The organism is Staphylococcus xylosus (assembly GCF_002732165.1).
Taxonomy (GTDB): domain Bacteria; phylum Bacillota; class Bacilli; order Staphylococcales; family Staphylococcaceae; genus Staphylococcus; species Staphylococcus xylosus.
Window position 1 is genome coordinate 207,072 of record NZ_MRZO01000001.1, and the last position, 19,033, is coordinate 226,104.

Genomic DNA, 19,033 nt, shown 5'->3' on the forward strand with positions numbered 1-19,033 from the left:
AGTTAATGAGATAATGATATAATATAAAGAATGATATAAAAAATAAATATTAAGAAAAAGAGGTGAAATCATGTTTGTCGATCAAGTTAAAATATCACTTAAAGCGGGTGATGGAGGTAACGGTATAACAGCATATCGTAGAGAGAAATATGTTCCATTCGGTGGTCCAGCTGGTGGTGATGGCGGTGATGGTGCGTCTATTATATTTGAAGTGGATGAAGGATTGAGAACATTATTAGATTTTAGATACCAAACACATTTCAAAGCCAAAAGAGGCGATGCCGGTCAAAGTAGTAATATGCATGGTAAAAATGCTGAGGAACTTGTATTAAAAGTGCCACCTGGCACAATTATTAAAAGTGTTGAGACAGAAGAAGTCTTAGCTGATTTGGTTGAAAATGGTCAACGCGCAGTAGTTGCTAAAGGTGGTCGAGGCGGTCGAGGAAATTCACGTTTCGCATCTCCTAGAAACCCAGCACCAGATTTCAGTGAAAATGGTGAACCTGGTGAAGAAATTGATGTTACCTTAGAATTAAAATTACTAGCTGACGTTGGTCTAGTAGGGTTCCCAAGTGTGGGTAAATCTACTTTATTATCTATTGTATCTAAAGCTAAACCTAAGATAGGTGCATACCATTTTACAACAATTAAACCTAATCTTGGTGTGGTTTCTACGAAAGATCAAAGAAGTTTTGTAATGGCAGACTTACCAGGGTTAATAGAAGGTGCGTCTGAAGGCGTAGGCTTGGGACACCAGTTTTTAAAACACGTTGAACGTACAAAAGTAATAGTTCATATGGTAGATATGAGTGGTTCTGAGGGACGTGACCCTTATGAAGATTATAAAGTTATCAATGAAGAATTAAATGCCTACGAACATCGTTTAGAGGAACGACCTCAAATTGTAGTTGCTAATAAAATGGATATGCCTAATGCAGAAGAGAATTTAGAAGCATTTAAAAAAGCTTTAAATGATAATTCTATTCATATTATCCCACTTTCTACATTTATGCATGACCATATTGATGAGCTACTTTATGCAATAGCAGACAAATTAGAAGAAGTAAAAGACATTGACTTTAGTAAAGATGAAGAAGAAGATTTAGGTGTTAATAGAGTGATTTACAAACATACACCTAGTCAAGATAAATTCACTATTACACGCGATGATGATGCTGCATACGTTGTAAGTGGTAAAGCAATCGAAAGAATGTTCAAAATGACTGACTTTAATAGTGATCCTGCCGTACGTCGATTTGCACGTCAAATGCGTTCTATGGGTATTGATGAAGCGTTGAGAGCACGCGGATGTAAAAATGGAGATATTGTTAGAATCCTTGGTGGAGAATTTGAATTCGTTGAATAGGAGTGCTTGAAAATGGACAAAAAAGATTATAAAAAGTTTTACTTAATTCGCGAGGATGTATTACCAGAATCTGTTATAAAAACCTTGAAAATTAAAGAAGTTTTGAAAAATGATCCATCACTGTCCATATTTGAAGCAGTTAAACAATTCGATTTATCAAGAAGTGCTTTTTATAAATATAGGGATACAATATTCCCTATTGATGAAAAAATGGAGTCCACACGTGAATTCACATTAATATTATATGTGAATGATATCATAGGAATGTTGGCAGAAGTTTTAAATACTTTATCAAGTTTAAGTTTGTCAGTATTAACAATTCATCAAAGTATACCAATGGAAAGTAGAGCAACGATTACACTTTCATTAGACGCTAAAGGTACAAATTTAGAAATCGATGATGTTATGGAAGCATTGCGAGTAATTGATCACGTTTCCAAAGTAGAATTAATTAGTATGACTATATAAGGAAGTGTAACCATGTATGCATATATAAAAGGAACATTAGCAGTTTTAAATCCTACACACGTAGTTGTAGAGGCCTCAGGCGTTGGGTACGAAATTCAAACGCCCAATTCTTATCGTTTTCAAAAATTTATGGATCAAGAGGTTGTAATTCACACTTCATTAATAGTTAGAGAAGATGCTCAACTTCTTTATGGATTTATAAATCAAGAAGAAAAAGACATGTTTTTAAGCTTAATTAAAGTAACAGGTATTGGACCGAAATCTGCGTTAGCTATATTAGCTAGTAGTTCACCTAATGAGGTCAAGATAGCTATAGAGAACGAAAATGATACCTATTTAACAAAATTTCCTGGTATTGGTAAAAAAACAGCACGCCAAATCGTACTAGACCTTAAAGGAAAAGTTCAAATAAACGAAGTAGATAGTAGTCAAATATTAAATGCTGAGGCTTCATTTGGTGATAATACACCAATTATTAAAGAAGCAATCTTAGCATTGGAAGCGTTAGGATACTCAAAACGAGAGTTAACAAAAGTGGAAAAAGTATTAGCAAAAGATTCGTTCGAATCTGTAGATGATGCAGTTAAAAAAGGATTGCAATTATTGATATCATAATTGAAAATAATATTTTAAAGGGGTGTAATCAATGGACGATAGAATGGTAGATCAATCTATGCATGATGAGGAATCTTCATTTGAATTTTCATTGCGACCGACTAAATTACGTCAGTACATAGGTCAATCAACAATTAAATCGAATTTAGAGGTGTTTATAAAAGCAGCTAAAATCAGACAAGAACCATTAGACCATGTGCTGTTATTCGGCCCCCCTGGATTAGGTAAAACGACATTGTCCAATATTATTGCAAATGAAATGGATGTTAACATTAGAACAATTTCTGGGCCTTCAATAGAAAGGCCGGGAGATTTAGCAGCAATTCTGTCTAGTTTACAACCTGGTGATGTTTTATTTATAGATGAAATTCATAGACTAAGTAGTGTTGTAGAAGAAGTTTTGTACCCAGCCATGGAAGATTTCTTCCTTGATATTGTTATAGGCAAGGGTGAAGAAGCACGTAGCATACGTATAGATTTACCGCCATTCACATTGATTGGCGCGACGACACGTGCAGGTAGTTTGACAGCCCCATTGCGTGACAGATTCGGTGTGCACCTCAGATTAGAATATTACAAAGAACATGAATTAAAAGAAATTATCGTGCGTACAGCAGAAGTACTTGGTACCTCAATAGATGACGATAGCGCTATAGAATTAGCAAAACGTAGTCGTGGTACGCCAAGAGTAGCCAATAGATTATTAAAACGGGTTCGTGATTTTCAACAAGTCAATGATGATGAGTCAATCTGTATTGAAACCACGAAAGCATCATTGCAATTACTCCAAGTTGATGATGAAGGATTGGACTACATAGATCATAAAATGATGAATTGTATTTTGGAGCAATATAAAGGTGGACCTGTTGGGTTAGATACAATTGCTGTTTCGATTGGAGAAGAGCGGATTACAATTGAAGATGTGTATGAACCTTTTTTAATTCAGAAGGGTTTTATCGAACGCACACCCCGTGGTCGTAAAGCAACACCTTATGCATTTGAACATTTTAGTAAGAAGAATGAAAAGAGGGAATAAGTTTGGATATTGAAGCATTTGATTATCATTTGCCTGAATCATTAATTGCACAAACACCTCTGAAAAACAGAGATGAAAGTAGATTGCTAATTCTTGGCAGACAATCTGGTGATATTGAACATCAACATTTTAAAGATGTAATAAATTATTTAGAAAGCGGGGACACCCTTGTATTAAATGATACAAGAGTGATGCCTGCAAGGCTATTCGGTTTAAAAGAAGAGACTGGAGCAAAGGTAGAAATGTTAATGCTTACTCAAATCGAAGGTAATGATTGGGAAGTGTTACTAAAACCAGCTAAAAGAATTAAAGTAGGTAACAGATTAACCTTCGGTGAAGGTAAAATTGTAGCCGAGTGCATAAAAGAGCTAGATCAAGGCGGTCGTATTATGAGACTACATTATGATGGCATCTTACAAGAACGTTTAGATGAATTAGGTGAAATGCCTTTGCCTCCTTATATTAAAGAGCGTTTAGATGATCAAGATCGCTATCAAACTGTTTACGCAAAAGCTTCAGGTTCAGCAGCAGCACCGACAGCGGGGCTCCATTTCACAGATGAATTATTAGCCAATATTAGAGATAAAGGTGTTAATATTGCTTTTATTACATTACATGTAGGACTAGGAACATTTAGACCAGTTAGCGTAGATAATATAGATGACCATGAAATGCATAGTGAATACTATCAAATGGATAGTGAAACTGCGGACCTATTAAACGAAACGAAAGAAAGAGGGAACCGAATTATATCGGTTGGTACAACATCTACAAGAACATTAGAAACAATTATGCAATCAAATGACAAATTTGTATCACAAAGTGGTTGGACAGATATTTTTATCTTCCCAGGATTTACTTTTAAAGCCATTGACGGATTGATTACAAACTTCCATTTGCCGAAATCTACACTTGTAATGTTAGTTTCAGCGTTTAGTTCGAGAGATAATATTTTAAATGCTTATAATCAAGCAGTTTCTTTAGAATATAGATTCTTTAGCTTTGGAGATGCAATGTTAATTATTTAGGGAATGAAAGGAGCGTTTATATGCCAGCAGTAACATATGAGCATATTAAAACTTGTAAACAATCTGGTGCGAGATTAGGTATCGTCCACACGCCGCATGGCTCTTTTGAAACACCAATGTTTATGCCTGTAGGAACAAAAGCGACAGTTAAAACGATGAGTCCAGAAGAATTAAATCAAATGGAAGCAAAAATCATTCTAGGAAACACATATCATTTGTGGTTACAACCTGGAAATGATATCATCAAAAAGAGTGGGGGATTACATCAGTTTATGAACTGGAACGGTCCCATACTGACTGACTCTGGTGGTTTCCAAGTATTTAGCTTAAGTAATTTGAGAAAGATTAGTGAAAAAGGTGTAGAGTTCCGTCACCATACAAATGGTTCAAAATTATTTTTGAGTCCAGAAAAAGCTATGCAGATACAAAATGATTTAGGTTCTGATATCATGATGGCTTTTGATGAATGTCCGCCTATGCCTGCTGAATATAAATATGTGAAAGATTCAATTGAAAGAACAACTAGATGGGCAGAACGTTGCCTCCAAGCACATAAGAGACCTGATGATCAAGCTTTGTTTGGAATTATACAAGGTGGGGAATATAAAGATCTGAGAAAACAAAGCGCTGAGGAATTAGTTGCTTTAGATTTTCCGGGATACGCAATTGGCGGTTTGTCTGTAGGCGAACCTAAGCCAGTTATGTATGATATGGTAAAACATACTGAACAATTTATGCCGAAAGATAAACCACGTTATTTAATGGGTGTGGGTTCACCAGATGCATTAATAGAATGTAGTATCAGAGGTATGGATATGTTTGATTGTGTATTACCAACACGAATTGCACGTAATGGTACTTGTATGACATCGCATGGCCGTGTGACTATTAAAAATGCTAAGTATGCAGAAGATTTAGGTCCGCTTGATGAAAACTGTGATTGTTATACTTGTAAAAATTATAGTAGAGCATACATAAGACATTTAATAAAAGCAGAAGAAACTTTTGGTATCCGTCTTACTACTTATCATAATTTACATTTCTTGCTTAAATTAATGGAAAATATCCGACAAGCAATTCGTGAAGATCGACTTCTTGATTTTAAAGAAGAATTCTTTGAACAGTATGGACTGAATGTTGAAAACCCAAAAAACTTTTAAAAGGGAGAAATAAAATAATGCAATTTACTTCATTGATATTACCAATTTTATTATTAGTATTAATGTGGTTCTTCTTAATTAGACCACAACAGAAAAAGGCTAAAGAGCATCGTGAAATGATTAGCCAAGTTACTTCTGGCCAACGTGTAACAACTATCGGCGGTATCAAAGGTACTGTACGTAGTGTTGACGAAACTACAGTTGTATTAACTTTGAATGGTAATGGTACGGAAATCACTTTAGAAAAACCTGCTATTAAACAAGTTGATCCTTCATAATAAATAATGTATCGATACATGGGAATGGATTAATTTCTAAAATAAAAACAAGCCAAATGCTAATTATTAGCGTTTGGTTTGTTTTTTTATTTTAAGTAAATAAGTAAATTAAATGACGCAACTTTGTTTACTTAAAGGTCATTTTATTCAGGTCATGTTATACTTTAAGATATATCATACGCATTTTAGGAATAATATCTTTAAAACATTCAAAACTACTAAGCCTAAATCTTGTAACGCTTACAATTAAATTTTCTTACAATTTTTAATAGAGTTAGTTTTTACGCAGGATGTAATATGTTAAGATATATAGGTCGTTTAGATAATTTAGCGTAGTTTAATAAAACTTGCAATAATTGATATTAGAAGCGTATTCTTAAATTATAAGCTTAGAATGAGGTGTTCAAGTGAAGAAAAGTAATCGAATAGTTGCGTTTATATTACTTGTAGTGCTCCTGTTTGCAGGCATGGGACTCACGTATAAGAACGTAGTTAAGGACGTTAATCTTGGTCTTGATTTGCAAGGTGGATTTGAAGTCTTATACCAAGTAGATCCTTTACAAAAAGATGATAAAATAGACGATAAAGCGGTAAAAGCAACGGCTAAAACGCTTGAAAATCGTGTGAACGTTTTAGGTGTTTCTGAACCTAAGATACAAGTAGAAGATAAAAATAGAATTCGCGTACAACTTGCCGGTGTGAAAAACCAATCACAAGCGCGTGAGATACTATCTTCTCAAGCGAATTTAACAATTCGTGACGCTGATGATAATATCAAACTAACTGGTAAAGATATCCAGCAAGGTTCTGCAAAACAAGAATTTAAACAAAACACGAATCAGCCAGCGGTTACATTTAAATTGAAAGATAGTGCTAAATTTAAAAAAGTAACTGAAGAAATTTCTAAAAAAGATGAAAATGTTATGGTTGTATGGCTAGACCATGAAAAAGGTGACACTTATCATAAAGAAATGAATAAGAAAGATCCTAAGTATGTTTCTGCGGCTTCAGTTGATAAGCCAATAAACTCCGATAGCGTTGAAATTTCAGGTGGTTTTAATGGTGAAGAAGGTGTAGAAAAAGCAAAACAAATTGCAGATTTATTAAATTCTGGTTCACTACCAGTTGATTTAAATGAAATATATTCAAATTCTGTAGGTGCTCAATTTGGCCAAGATGCCTTAGATAAAACGGTGTTTGCCGCTGCAATCGGTATTGCTATTATTTATCTATTCATGTTAGGATTCTACCGTTTGCCTGGATTAGTAGCTATAATTGCGTTAACTGCGTATATTTACTTAACGTTATTAGCATTTAACTTTATTTCAGGGGTGTTAACACTCCCAGGTCTCGCAGCCTTAGTACTCGGTGTTGGTATGGCTGTTGATGCTAATATAATCATGTATGAACGGATTAAAGATGAATTGAAGATTGGACGAACACTTAAGCAGGCATATAAAAAAGCGAATAAAAGTTCTTTCTTAACGATTGTAGATGCCCAGTTGACAACAGTAATTGCTGCTGCAGTGCTATTCTTCTTTGGTGAAAGTTCAGTTAAAGGTTTCGCTACAATGTTGCTATTAGGTATTTTAATGATATTTGTAACAGCTGTATTCCTATCAAGATGGTTGTTAACATTACTTGTATCATCTAATTACTTTAAAAAATCAAATTGGTTGTTTGGTGTAAGCAAGAAAAATATTTATGATATTAACGATAAAAAAGAAATTCATGATTTGAAAACACCATACGAACGTATTGATTTTATGAAACTTGCTAAACCATTGCTATCATTAAGTGTACTTATTATCGCCATAGGTGCCATCATTTTATTTGTATTTAAGTTAAACTTAGGTATTGATTTTACAAGTGGTACGCGGGTTGACTTTGAATCTGATAATAAAGTTACTGAAACTAAGGTTAAAAATACTTTAGAAGATAATGATTTTAAACCTGACCAAGTATCTTTAGGTGAAAATGGTAAAACGGCAACGGTTCAATTCAAAAAAGATTTATCTAAAGATCAAGTATCTAAAATACAGGATACGATAGATGATCAATTTGGTCACAAACCAACTGTTAATACGGTTTCACCAGTAATAGGTCAAGAACTAGCTAAAAATGCTATGCTTGCATTACTATATGCTGCAATTGGTATTATCATCTATATCACATTTAGATTTGAATGGCGTATGGGACTTTCATCTGTGCTCGCATTATTACATGATGCGTTTATGATTGTGGCAGTATTCAGTTTATTTAGATTAGAGGTAGATATTACCTTTATAGCAGCTATATTAACTATTATTGGTTACTCAATAAATGACACGATTGTTACATTTGATAGAGTTAGAGAAAACTTACACAAAGTAAAAGTGATTACTACAAATGCTCAAATTGATGATGTTGTTAATAGATCGATTCGTCAGACAATGACACGTTCTATAAACACGGTATTAACTGTAGTTATTGTAGTTATTGCATTATTATTATTCGGTGCACCAAGTATCTTTAATTTCTCTCTTGCATTATTAGTTGGGTTAATTACAGGCGTATTCTCTTCTGTATTTATAGCAGTGCCACTTTGGGGTATTATGAAGAAACGTCAACTTAAAAAATCCGATAATAATAAACTTATAGTTTATAAAGAGAAAAAATCAAATGACGAAAAAATCTTAGTATAATTTAAAATTTTATTTCAAAAGACCACAATTTTTGCAAATGCATTAATTGTGGTCTTTATCTGTTTAATTACTTGTAAAAATATATTTATTAGTCTGTATTAAAGTAGTGTATTTCAAATAGTATTTGACCATTTTATTATCAAAAAGTCGATTCAAACAATTCTATAAATGAAACTACTTTTTATTTTGGTATATCTTTTGTATAATGACTTGTGGAAATGAGGGAGAATAGTATGATTAAATCAAAATATACATGGGATGTTAAATTACCAGAATATGAAATTGCAGAGGCAGATGCTTCGGATTTAAAACTAACTCCTATTGTAAAAAAAATCCTAGAGAGTAAAGGATTAGCAGATAAAGACACAATTAACAATCTCCTCAATGGCACACCCGTATTGCATGATCCAATGTTAATGAGTGATATGGAAAAAGCAATAGCACGAATTAATTTAGCGATAGATCAAAATCAAAAGATTTTAGTTTATGGCGATTACGATGCAGATGGGGTAACCTCTACAACGATTTTAGTGAATACATTAAAGGAATTAGGTGCACATGTAGGTTGGTACATACCTAATCGTTTTTCCGAAGGCTATGGACCTAACGAAATGGCTTTTAAAAATGCGCATGAAGAAGGTATCTCATTAATCATTACAGTCGATAACGGTATTCAAGGCCATGATGAAATTCAAATGGTTCAGGATTTAGGTGTTGATGTAATAGTGACGGATCACCATGAAATTGGTCGTACAATGCCAAACGCATATGCAATTGTTCATCCAATGCATCCAAAATTTGATTATCCATTTAAGTATTTATGTGGCGCAGGGGTTGCATATAAATTGGCACAAAAATTATTGGACGAACCCCCAGTATATTTCTTAGGGTTAGTTGCGATTGGCACAGTAGCAGATTTAGTATCATTGACAGATGAAAATAGAGCTTTAGTAAAAAAAGGATTGGAAGTATTAAACGATCATTGCCCGCCATCTATAAAAGCAATATTAAGCCAAGCGGGTTATAGTGATAGTATTACGGAAGAGACAATTGGATTTATTATAGGACCAAGACTAAATGCGGTAGGAAGGCTTGAAGATGCAGGTCTTGCCGCAGAATTATTGATGACTGATTCAGATGAAGAAGCAGAATTTCTTGCAGAACAAGTAGAATTTTTTAATCAAGAACGTAAAGACATCGTTTCTCAAATTACTGAAGAAGCATTAGCAGCAGCGGAAATTCAAGTTAATCAAGGGTCGAAATTTTTACTTTTAGCTCAGCCCGATTGGCATGAAGGTGTTTTAGGTATTGTTGCTTCCAAAATAGTAGAAACTTATAGTCTGCCAACTCTAATTTTAAATATAGATGAAGGGCAAAATCATGCTAAAGGTTCTGCACGTAGTATTGAACAAGTATCTATGTTTGAAATTCTAAATGCACACACAGATTTAATAACAAAATTTGGTGGTCATCACATGGCTGCAGGTATCACTATGCCGATTGAAAATGTTGATTCTTTACGAAATGGTTTAAATGATTGGATGGAGCAATTAGCTAGCACTACTTCATTGGAACCACGCAAAAAAGTTGATGTGAAAATTGATGAATCTGATATTACTATTAAAAATATTCAAGATATCCAAAGGTTACGTCCGTTCGGTACAGATTTTTCTAGTCCATGTTTTGAATTAGAAGATATTACAGTCAATCAAAGTAAAGCGATTGGCCAAGATAGTAAGCATTTAAAGTTAGTTATGGGTGATACTAAGTTACAAGCTATATTTTGGCAACATGGTCACTTAGTTAAGGAATTGGGAGAACAACAACCGATTAATGTAATAGGAACATTACAAATTAATGAATGGAACGGCTTCCAATCTCCTCAATTTATGATACAAGATTTAGCTAGTAATAATTTACAGATTCTAGATTATAGAAGTAAACGTAATATTAGTAGTTTTCAACAAGGCGCTGATGATGTCGCATATTTAATTCATAATAAAAATGAAAAATTAGGAGATAATTACTATTATTACGGGGAAACGATTCAACAACAGTATAATAAGTATGTATTTCGTGATTTACCAACGTCTATTCAAGAAATTAAAGATACACTTAAAAGCGTGAATGTTTCACAAATTTATTTAGTTTTAAATCATGAGCAATCGATATATTTTGAAGGTATGCCAAAAATGGAAACATTCAAAAAATGTTTTAAAGCACTAGCAACGAAACGTGAAACTAATTTAGCTAAAGACGGAATGCAATTATGTCAGTTTTTAAATATACAACCTAGTATGCTTAAATTTATCTTAAAAGTTTTTCTTGATTTAGAGTTTATAAAAGAGGAAAATGGTATAATTACGATGAACAGCATTTCCACAAAGAGAGAGATTGAATCCAGTAAATATTATCAAGGTCGATTAAATAGAATAGAAGTGGAAAAAATTCTATTGTATGATGACTTTAGTAATTTAAAGAAATGGATTAAATCAGAGTTGATAGATAAATAGGAGGAAGTTTGAATGGATTTAAAACAATATGTGTCTGAGGTTGAAGATTGGCCAAAACCAGGCGTTAACTTTAAAGATATAACAACGATTATGGATAATGGTGAGGCATATGGTTATGCTACAGATCAAATCGTGGAATATGCTAAAGATAGAGATGTTGATATTATTGTTGGACCGGAAGCACGTGGCTTTATCATTGGTTGTCCAGTAGCTTATTCAATGGGGATAGGTTTTGCTCCAGTAAGAAAAGAGGGTAAATTACCAAGAGAAGTAATTCGCTATGAATATGATTTGGAATATGGAACAAACGTGCTTACAATGCATAAAGACGCAATTAAACCAGGTCAACGTGTATTAATCACAGATGACTTACTTGCGACAGGTGGGACAATAGAAGCGGCGATTAAACTTATAGAGCAATTGGGTGGAATTGTGGTTGGTATTGCATTCATTATTGAACTTAAATATTTAAATGGTATAGAAAAAATTAGAGACTACGATGTTATGAGTTTAATCTCATATGATGAGTAATCAACACAATTAAGTTAAAGGCTTGAATTACCAACATACTTAAAGTAAAAATGCATCTTCATTTTTTAAAATGGAGGTGTGTTTTTTTATTTAATTTGTACTAAAAAAACAGTGATCTATTAATTATTTACTGCGATTAAACTAAAGCTAAGGTTAATAGAACGTGAGTATTTGCTATATATATAATAAAGTAAGGAAAATCATTAATGATTTTGGGAAATTAGCTTAATTTTGTATTTATAAGACAAAATTAAAACCATATTTTACTATTAGTATCGCATACTCATTTATTTATTTATTAACATGTAGTATTATATAACTATTATACATAATTTGGCCGAATAACGTTAAAATACGTTACAATCATAATTAAACGAAAATTAATTGAAGCTAACGAAATATAATACTGGGTATCTAATAGCGATTAATATTTAGTATAGGGGTGTCTTAAGTGAACAATGAATATCCATATAGTGCAGATGAAGTACTATCCAAAGCAAAATCATATTTATCTAAAGAAGAGTATGAATATGTATTGAAAAGTTACCACATTGCCTATGAGGCACATGAAGGCCAATTTAGAAAAAACGGTTTACCGTATATTATGCATCCAATTCAAGTTGCGGGCATTTTGACTGAAATGCATTTAGATGGTCCAACCATTGTTGCGGGTTTCTTACACGATGTTATAGAAGATACACCTTATACATTTGATGATGTGAAGGGTATGTTTAATGAAGAAATTGCAGTTATCGTTGAAGGTGTAACTAAATTAAAAAAAGTGAAGTATCGTTCGAAGGAAGAACAACAGGCAGAAAATCACAGAAAATTATTTATAGCGATTGCTAAAGATGTGCGAGTAATCCTAGTTAAATTAGCAGACCGCTTACATAACATGAGAACATTAAAAGCAATGCCAAGAGAGAAGCAAATTCGAATTTCAAAAGAAACTCTTGAAATTTATGCTCCTTTAGCACATAGATTAGGTATTAATACTATAAAATGGGAATTGGAAGATACTGCACTGCGATATACGGATTCTGTCCAATATTTTAGAATAGTAAATCTTATGAAGAAGAAACGTAGCGAAAGAGAAGAATACATTCAAAATGCCATTAACCAAATACAAAATGACTTGTCCAATATGCACATTGTTGGTGACATAAATGGGCGTCCCAAGCATATTTATAGTATTTATAGAAAAATGGTCAAACAGAAAAAACAATTTGATCAAATCTTTGATTTATTAGCAATTAGAGTTATTGTTAATTCTATTAATGATTGCTATGCTGTTTTAGGCCTTGTTCATACATTGTGGAAACCAATGCCTGGAAGATTTAAAGACTATATTGCCATGCCGAAACAAAATATGTATCAATCTTTACATACTACTGTAGTAGGACCAAACGGCGATCCACTAGAAATCCAAATTCGAACTTATGAAATGCACGAGATAGCAGAGCATGGTGTGGCAGCACATTGGGCTTATAAAGAAGGTAAAAAAGTTACTGAAAAATCTCAAAATTTCAATAAAAAATTAGATTGGATTAAAGAGCTGGCTGAAACTGATAACACAACTTCTGATGCAGAAGAGTTTATGGAAACTCTAAAATTTGATTTACAAAGCGATAAAGTTTATGCCTTTACGCCTGAAAGTGATGTCATTGAATTACCTTATGGTGCAGTACCAATTGATTTTGCTTATGCAGTTCACAGTGAAGTAGGTAATAAAATGATTGGTTCAAAAGTAAATGGTAAAATTGAACCAATCGACTATGTGTTACAAACAGGAGATATCGTTGAGATAAGAACAAGTAAACATTCATATGGACCTAGTCGTGATTGGTTAAAAATAGTGAAATCATCCAGTGCTAAGAGTAAAATCAGAAGTTTCTTCAAAAAACAAGACCGCTCTTCAAACATTGAAAAAGGTAAATTTATGGTTGAGGCTGAAATTAAAGATCAAGGCTTTAGAGTGGACTCAGTTTTAACAGATGAAAATATCGAAATCGTCAACAATAAATATAATTTTGCTAATGAAGATGACTTGTTTGCTGCAGTAGGTTTTGGTGGCGTGACAGCATTGCAAATTGTTAATAAATTAACTGAAAAACAACGTATTTTAGATAAACAAAAAGCATTAAATGAAGCTCAAGAGATAACTAAATCAGTACCTATTAAAGAAGATATAACGACTGATAGTGGTGTCTATGTCGAAGGTATTGAAAATGTCTTGATTAGATTATCAAAATGTTGTAATCCAATCCCTGGTGATGATATTGTAGGATATATCACAAAAGGCCATGGTATAAAAGTGCATCGTACAGATTGTCCAAATATAAAAAATGAAAAAGAACGTCTGATTCATGTAGAGTGGGTACGTTCTAAAGATTCAACCCAACGCTATCAAGTAGATTTAGAAGTTTCTGCATATGATCGTAACGGTTTGCTAAATGAAGTGTTACAAGCAGTTAATTCAACACAAAGTAACTTGGTAAAAGTATCTGGACGTTCTGATATCGATAAAAATGCAGTGATTAATATCAGTGTAATGGTTAAAAATGTGAATGAAGTATATCAAGTTGTAGATAAAATTAAACAACTTGGAGATGTATATACTGTAACAAGAGTTTGGAATTAGAGGTGTAACTAAATGAGAATAGTAGTCCAAAGAGTCAGAGAAGCTTCAGTTTCAAATGATTCTATTGAAAACAAAATAAATAAAGGCTACTGTTTGCTTGTGGGTGTTGGTAAAACTTCAACAGAAGCAGATATAGCTACATTAGCTAAAAAAATCCTTAATGCAAGGCTGTTTGAGGATGAGGATGGGAAATTAAATTTAAACCTTCAACAAATTGGTGGAGAGATTTTATCTATTTCTCAATTTACACTTTATGCAGATGTTAGAAAGGGTAATAGACCAGGGTTTACACAATCCATGCCTCCAGAACGTGCTAATGAATTATATGAAAAATTAAATGAAACACTCCGTTCTTATGGAATAAATGTGTTGACAGGGGAATTTGGAACAGACATGTTAGTAAATATTGCCAATGATGGTCCTGTAACAATTATTTATGAAAGTCAGGATGGCAAAATCATATGAAAAAAATCAATACTTGGCTAGAAAAAAATAAACTTAAAAATTTCCCCGCATTAATTGTCGTTGTAACATTTGTCGTCTTCATCATTATGATTATCTCTTTCTTAAATCATAATGATGAGAATAGTAGTAGTATCTATGTTACTGAAGATGCAGAACTAAGAACTGGTCCAAGCGCCGCGTATCCAGTTATTAATAACATCGATAAAGGACAAAACTTCCAAAAAATAGGTAAGGCAGGTAAGTGGATAGAAGTAGAATCTTCTAACAAGAAAGAAAAAGGTTGGGTAGCAGGTTGGCATACGAATTTAAATATTGAAGCGGATGCTAACCATAATGCCAAACCTTTAAAAGATAAAACGATAGTACTTGATCCTGGTCACGGTGGTAGTGACCAGGGAGCATCAAGTAATACAAATAAAAAAAGTATCGAAAAAGTATACACTTTAAAAACTGCTAAAGAACTAAAATCGCTTTTAGAAAAAGAAGGTGCCACGGTTAACATGACTCGTGAGACCGATGCGTATGTTAGTCTTGATGAGCGAAACATAAAAGGTGATGCTTATATTAGTATACATAATGATTCACTAAAGTCATCTAAAGCTAATGGTAGCACAGTATATTGGTTCAAAGATAATCAAAAAGCATTAGCCGAAACATTAAGTGCTAGTTTGCAAAAGAGAGCATTACTGACAAATAAAGGTGCCAGACAGGAAAATTTCCAAGTATTGAGACAGACAGATGTACCAGCTGTATTATTAGAATTAGGTTATATTAGCAATCCTACTGATGAAGATATGATAACGGATCAATTACATAGACATATACTCGAAAAAGCAGTTGTCGATGGCCTACGTGCATATTTTTCAGAATAAAAAGGTTGCATAATTCTAACAAACTGGTTATTATTAAGTATGAATTCTATATTAAAACCGATATGATTCTTGAATTTTCTTAACGAAATGGTAGTAAAATATGCGAAGAGACATAATTCCTGGCTGAAAAATTATGCATAGTAGTTTAGATAAATTGAACACAAGAACAGGTGCTTTGATAAAAGCCGTTTAGCGAGCGTTATTCGTATGAAGTGGATTATAAATCTAACGTTTATAATCAATTAGGGTGGCAACACGGAAATTCGTCCCTTGTATGACTTATTAGTCATGCAAGGGTTTTTTTATTGCATAAAAGGAGAGATTCTATGATAAATATACCTAGAGGGACGCAAGATATTTTACCAGACGAAACAAAAAGATGGCGTTTTATTGAATCAAGATTAGATGAGTTAATGGAAGTTTACAATTATCAAGAAATTCGTACGCCAATTTTTGAAAGTACAGAATTATTTGCACGAGGTGTAGGTGATTCGACAGACGTAGTCCAAAAGGAAATGTACACGTTTAAAGATAAAGGAGACCGCAGTATTACACTACGCCCAGAAGGCACAGCAGCGGTAGTACGTTCTTATATTGAAAATAAGATGCAAGGTTTACCTAATCAACCAATTAAATTATATTACAATGGCCCAATGTTTAGATATGAACGTAAACAAAAAGGGCGTTATCGTCAGTTCACACAATTTGGTGTTGAAGCAATTGGTGCAGAAGATCCTGGTATAGATGCGGAAATTTTAGCGATGGCCATGCACATTTATCAATCATTTGGATTGAAACATTTAAAATTAGTGATTAATAGTATCGGTGACATTGAATCACGTCGCGAATACAATGATGCACTAGTCAGACATTTTGAACCTGTAATTGATGATTTCTGTAATGACTGTAAGGCACGTTTACACACAAATCCAATGAGAATATTAGACTGTAAAATTGATAAAGACAAAGAAGCTATTAAAACTGCTCCTAAAATCACCGATTTTTTAAATGAACAATCTAAAAAATATTATGCTGACGTCAAGCAACATTTGGATGATTTAGGTGTTCCTTATGTAGAAGATCCTAATCTGGTTAGAGGCTTAGATTATTATACACATACTGCATTTGAATTAATGATAGATAATCCAAATTATGATGGTGCGATTACAACATTATGTGGAGGTGGTCGTTATAATGGTTTGTTAGAATTATTAGATGGACCAAGCCAAACTGGTATTGGATTTGCGTTAAGTATCGAAAGGTTATTACTAGCTTTAGATGAAGAACAAATCGAACTTGATGTTGATCATGATTTTGATTTATTTATCGTAACTATGGGTGAAGAAGCGGATCGTTTTGCCGTGAAATTACTTAATGATTTACGTAGAAATGGCATTAAAGCCGACAAAGATTATTTACAACGTAAAGTTAAAGGACAAATGAAACAAGCCGATAGATTGAAAGCAAACTATACTATTGTTATAGGTGAACAAGAATTAGAAGAAAATAAGATAAACGTTAAAAACATGCAATCAGGTGAAAGTGAAACTATTCGTTTAGATGCAATTATAAATTATTTTAAAAACTAAGGAGAAGATATCATGAGTAAGCGTACAACATATTGTGGTTTAGTAACTGAATCATTACTAGACCAAGAAGTAATATTAAAAGGCTGGGTACACAACCGTAGAGATTTAGGAGGTCTTATTTTTGTTGATTTAAGAGACCGTGAAGGATATGTACAAGTAGTATTTAATCCGGATTTTTCTGAAGAAGCATTAAAAATAGCTGAAACAGTGAGATCTGAATATGTAGTTCAAGTTAAAGGTATCGTCAAAAAACGTGATCCTCAAACGGTAAACCCTAAAATTGCTACAGGTCAAGTAGAAGTACAAGTTTCAGAAATTGAAATTATAAACAAATCAGAAACACCACCATTTGCATTAAATGAAGAGAATCAAAATGTTGATGAAAATATCAGATTAAAATATAGATACTTAGATTTAAGACGTCAAGAATTAGCACAAACATTTAAAATGAGACACCAAACTACACGTTCAATTAGACAATATTTAGATAAAGAGGGCTTTTTCGATATTGAAACACCTGTACTAACTAAGTCAACGCCTGAAGGGGCGCGTGACTATTTAGTACCTTCACGTGTGCATGACGGTGAATTCTATGCATTACCACAATCACCACAACTTTTTAAACAATTATTAATGATAGGCGGTTTTGATAAATATTATCAAATCGTAAAATGTTTCCGTGATGAAGATTTACGTGCTGATCGTCAACCTGAATTTACACAAGTCGATATTGAAATGAGCTTTGTAGATCAAGAAGACGTTATGGATATGGGAGAAGAAATGCTACAGAATGTAGTGAAAGATGTAAAAGATGTCGAAGTTCCAAGACCTTTCCCTAGAATGACATATAATGAAGCGATGCAACGTTTTGGTTCAGATAAACCAGATACACGTTTTGGTATGGAATTAATAGACGTATCAGAATTGGGAGAAATCATGGATTTCAAAGTGTTCAAAGATGCTGTAACTAATAATGGTCAAGTTAAAGCGATAGTTGCGAAAGGTGCTTCAGATCAATATACAAGAAAAGATATTGATGGTTTAACAGAATTTGTAAATATCTATGGTGCTAAAGGTTTAGCATGGGTTAAAGTGGTTGATGAAGGTGTGAACGGCCCAATTGCTAAATTCTTCGAAGCAGACCATGTTGCTAAACTACAAACATTAACCGAAGCACAATCTGGTGACTTAGTATTATTTGTAGCTGACAAACCAAGTGTTGTTGCACAAAGTTTAGGTGCGTTACGTCTTAAGTTAGCTAGAGAGTTAGATTTAATTGATGAATCTAAATTGAACTTCTTATGGGTAACAGATTGGCCTTTACTAGAGTATGATGAAGACTTAAAACGTTATACTGCGGCTCATCACCCGTTCACTGCACCAAAACAAGAAGATATCGCTAAATTAGATACTGAACCTGAAAATGCACAAGCTAATGCTTATGATATTGTATTGAATGGTTATGAATTAGGCGGCGGGTCTATCAGAATTCATAATGGTGATTTACAATCTAAAATGTTTGAAGTACTAGGATTTACCGAGGAACAAACCCAAGAACAATTTGGATTCTTGCTAGATGCATTCAAATATGGTGCGCCACCACATGGCGGTATTGCACTTGGATTAGACCGTTTAGTAATGTTATTAACAGGTCGTACAAACTTACGTGATACGATTGCGTTCCCTAAAACAGCTTCAGCTACATGTTTATTAACAAATGCACCAAGTGAAGTTTCGGAAAGTCAATTAGAAGAATTGTCATTACGTATTAGACATTAATTTTTGTT

Annotated in this window: 15 protein-coding genes; all 15 read left to right on the forward strand. The window is 33.3% G+C overall.

What is annotated here, in order from left to right:
- Positions 1-70: 70 nt before the first annotated feature.
- The 15 genes from obgE to aspS all read left to right on the forward strand — a co-directional run bounded on the left by obgE (position 71) and on the right by aspS (position 19,025).
- Positions 71-1,366: a GTPase ObgE gene (obgE, locus tag BTM19_RS01045; protein ID WP_029377107.1), complete on the forward strand. Its 1,296-nt coding sequence runs from the start codon at positions 71-73 to the stop codon at positions 1,364-1,366.
- 12 nt (positions 1,367-1,378) lie between these two features.
- A complete protein-coding gene (locus tag BTM19_RS01050; RefSeq protein WP_029377108.1) occupies positions 1,379-1,834 on the forward strand; it encodes an ACT domain-containing protein in 456 nt (151 codons plus the stop codon).
- Positions 1,835-1,846: 12 nt separating this feature from the next.
- Positions 1,847-2,449, forward strand: a complete 603-nt coding sequence (gene ruvA / locus BTM19_RS01055; protein ID WP_029377109.1) for a Holliday junction branch migration protein RuvA — start codon at positions 1,847-1,849, stop codon at positions 2,447-2,449.
- A 31-nt stretch (positions 2,450-2,480) separates the two neighbouring features.
- A complete protein-coding gene (ruvB, locus tag BTM19_RS01060) occupies positions 2,481-3,485 on the forward strand; it encodes a Holliday junction branch migration DNA helicase RuvB (RefSeq protein WP_029377110.1) in 1,005 nt (334 codons plus the stop codon).
- 2 nt (positions 3,486-3,487) lie between these two features.
- Entirely contained in the window at positions 3,488-4,513 is a 1,026-nt protein-coding gene (gene queA / locus BTM19_RS01065) for a tRNA preQ1(34) S-adenosylmethionine ribosyltransferase-isomerase QueA (RefSeq protein WP_029377111.1), read from the forward strand.
- 20 nt (positions 4,514-4,533) lie between these two features.
- A complete protein-coding gene (tgt, locus tag BTM19_RS01070) occupies positions 4,534-5,673 on the forward strand; it encodes a tRNA guanosine(34) transglycosylase Tgt (RefSeq protein WP_029377112.1) in 1,140 nt (379 codons plus the stop codon).
- 17 nt (positions 5,674-5,690) lie between these two features.
- Entirely contained in the window at positions 5,691-5,951 is a 261-nt protein-coding gene (gene yajC, locus BTM19_RS01075; protein ID WP_017724668.1) for a preprotein translocase subunit YajC, read from the forward strand.
- A gap of 407 nt (positions 5,952-6,358) precedes the next feature.
- Positions 6,359-8,635 carry a protein translocase subunit SecDF gene (secDF, locus tag BTM19_RS01080; protein ID WP_029377113.1) on the forward strand — a complete coding sequence of 759 codons (2,277 nt, stop codon included), beginning with the start codon at positions 6,359-6,361 and terminating at the stop codon, positions 8,633-8,635.
- Positions 8,636-8,868: 233 nt separating this feature from the next.
- The gene (recJ, locus tag BTM19_RS01085; protein WP_029377114.1) at positions 8,869-11,148 is read left to right on the forward strand and encodes a single-stranded-DNA-specific exonuclease RecJ; all 2,280 of its coding nucleotides are present in this window, start codon (positions 8,869-8,871) and stop codon (positions 11,146-11,148) included.
- Positions 11,149-11,160: 12 nt separating this feature from the next.
- Positions 11,161-11,679, forward strand: coding sequence for an adenine phosphoribosyltransferase (locus BTM19_RS01090; protein ID WP_029377115.1), 519 nt, complete (start codon positions 11,161-11,163; stop codon positions 11,677-11,679).
- A 451-nt stretch (positions 11,680-12,130) separates the two neighbouring features.
- Positions 12,131-14,320 carry a RelA/SpoT family protein gene (locus BTM19_RS01095; protein ID WP_029377116.1) on the forward strand — a complete coding sequence of 730 codons (2,190 nt, stop codon included), beginning with the start codon at positions 12,131-12,133 and terminating at the stop codon, positions 14,318-14,320.
- A gap of 12 nt (positions 14,321-14,332) precedes the next feature.
- Positions 14,333-14,785: a D-aminoacyl-tRNA deacylase gene (dtd, locus tag BTM19_RS01100; RefSeq protein ID WP_029377117.1), complete on the forward strand. Its 453-nt coding sequence runs from the start codon at positions 14,333-14,335 to the stop codon at positions 14,783-14,785.
- Positions 14,782-15,657 (forward strand): N-acetylmuramoyl-L-alanine amidase, encoded by an 876-nt coding sequence (locus tag BTM19_RS01105; RefSeq protein WP_099265707.1) that lies wholly within the window; start codon positions 14,782-14,784, stop codon positions 15,655-15,657. Before dtd ends, BTM19_RS01105 begins: the two co-directional genes overlap by 4 nt.
- 326 nt (positions 15,658-15,983) lie before the next feature.
- On the forward strand, positions 15,984-17,246 hold the full coding sequence (hisS, locus tag BTM19_RS01110) for a histidine--tRNA ligase (RefSeq protein ID WP_029377119.1): 1,263 nt from the start codon (positions 15,984-15,986) through the stop codon (positions 17,244-17,246).
- 12 nt (positions 17,247-17,258) lie between these two features.
- On the forward strand, positions 17,259-19,025 hold the full coding sequence (aspS, locus tag BTM19_RS01115) for an aspartate--tRNA ligase (protein ID WP_029377120.1): 1,767 nt from the start codon (positions 17,259-17,261) through the stop codon (positions 19,023-19,025).
- Positions 19,026-19,033: the final 8 nt, after the last annotated feature.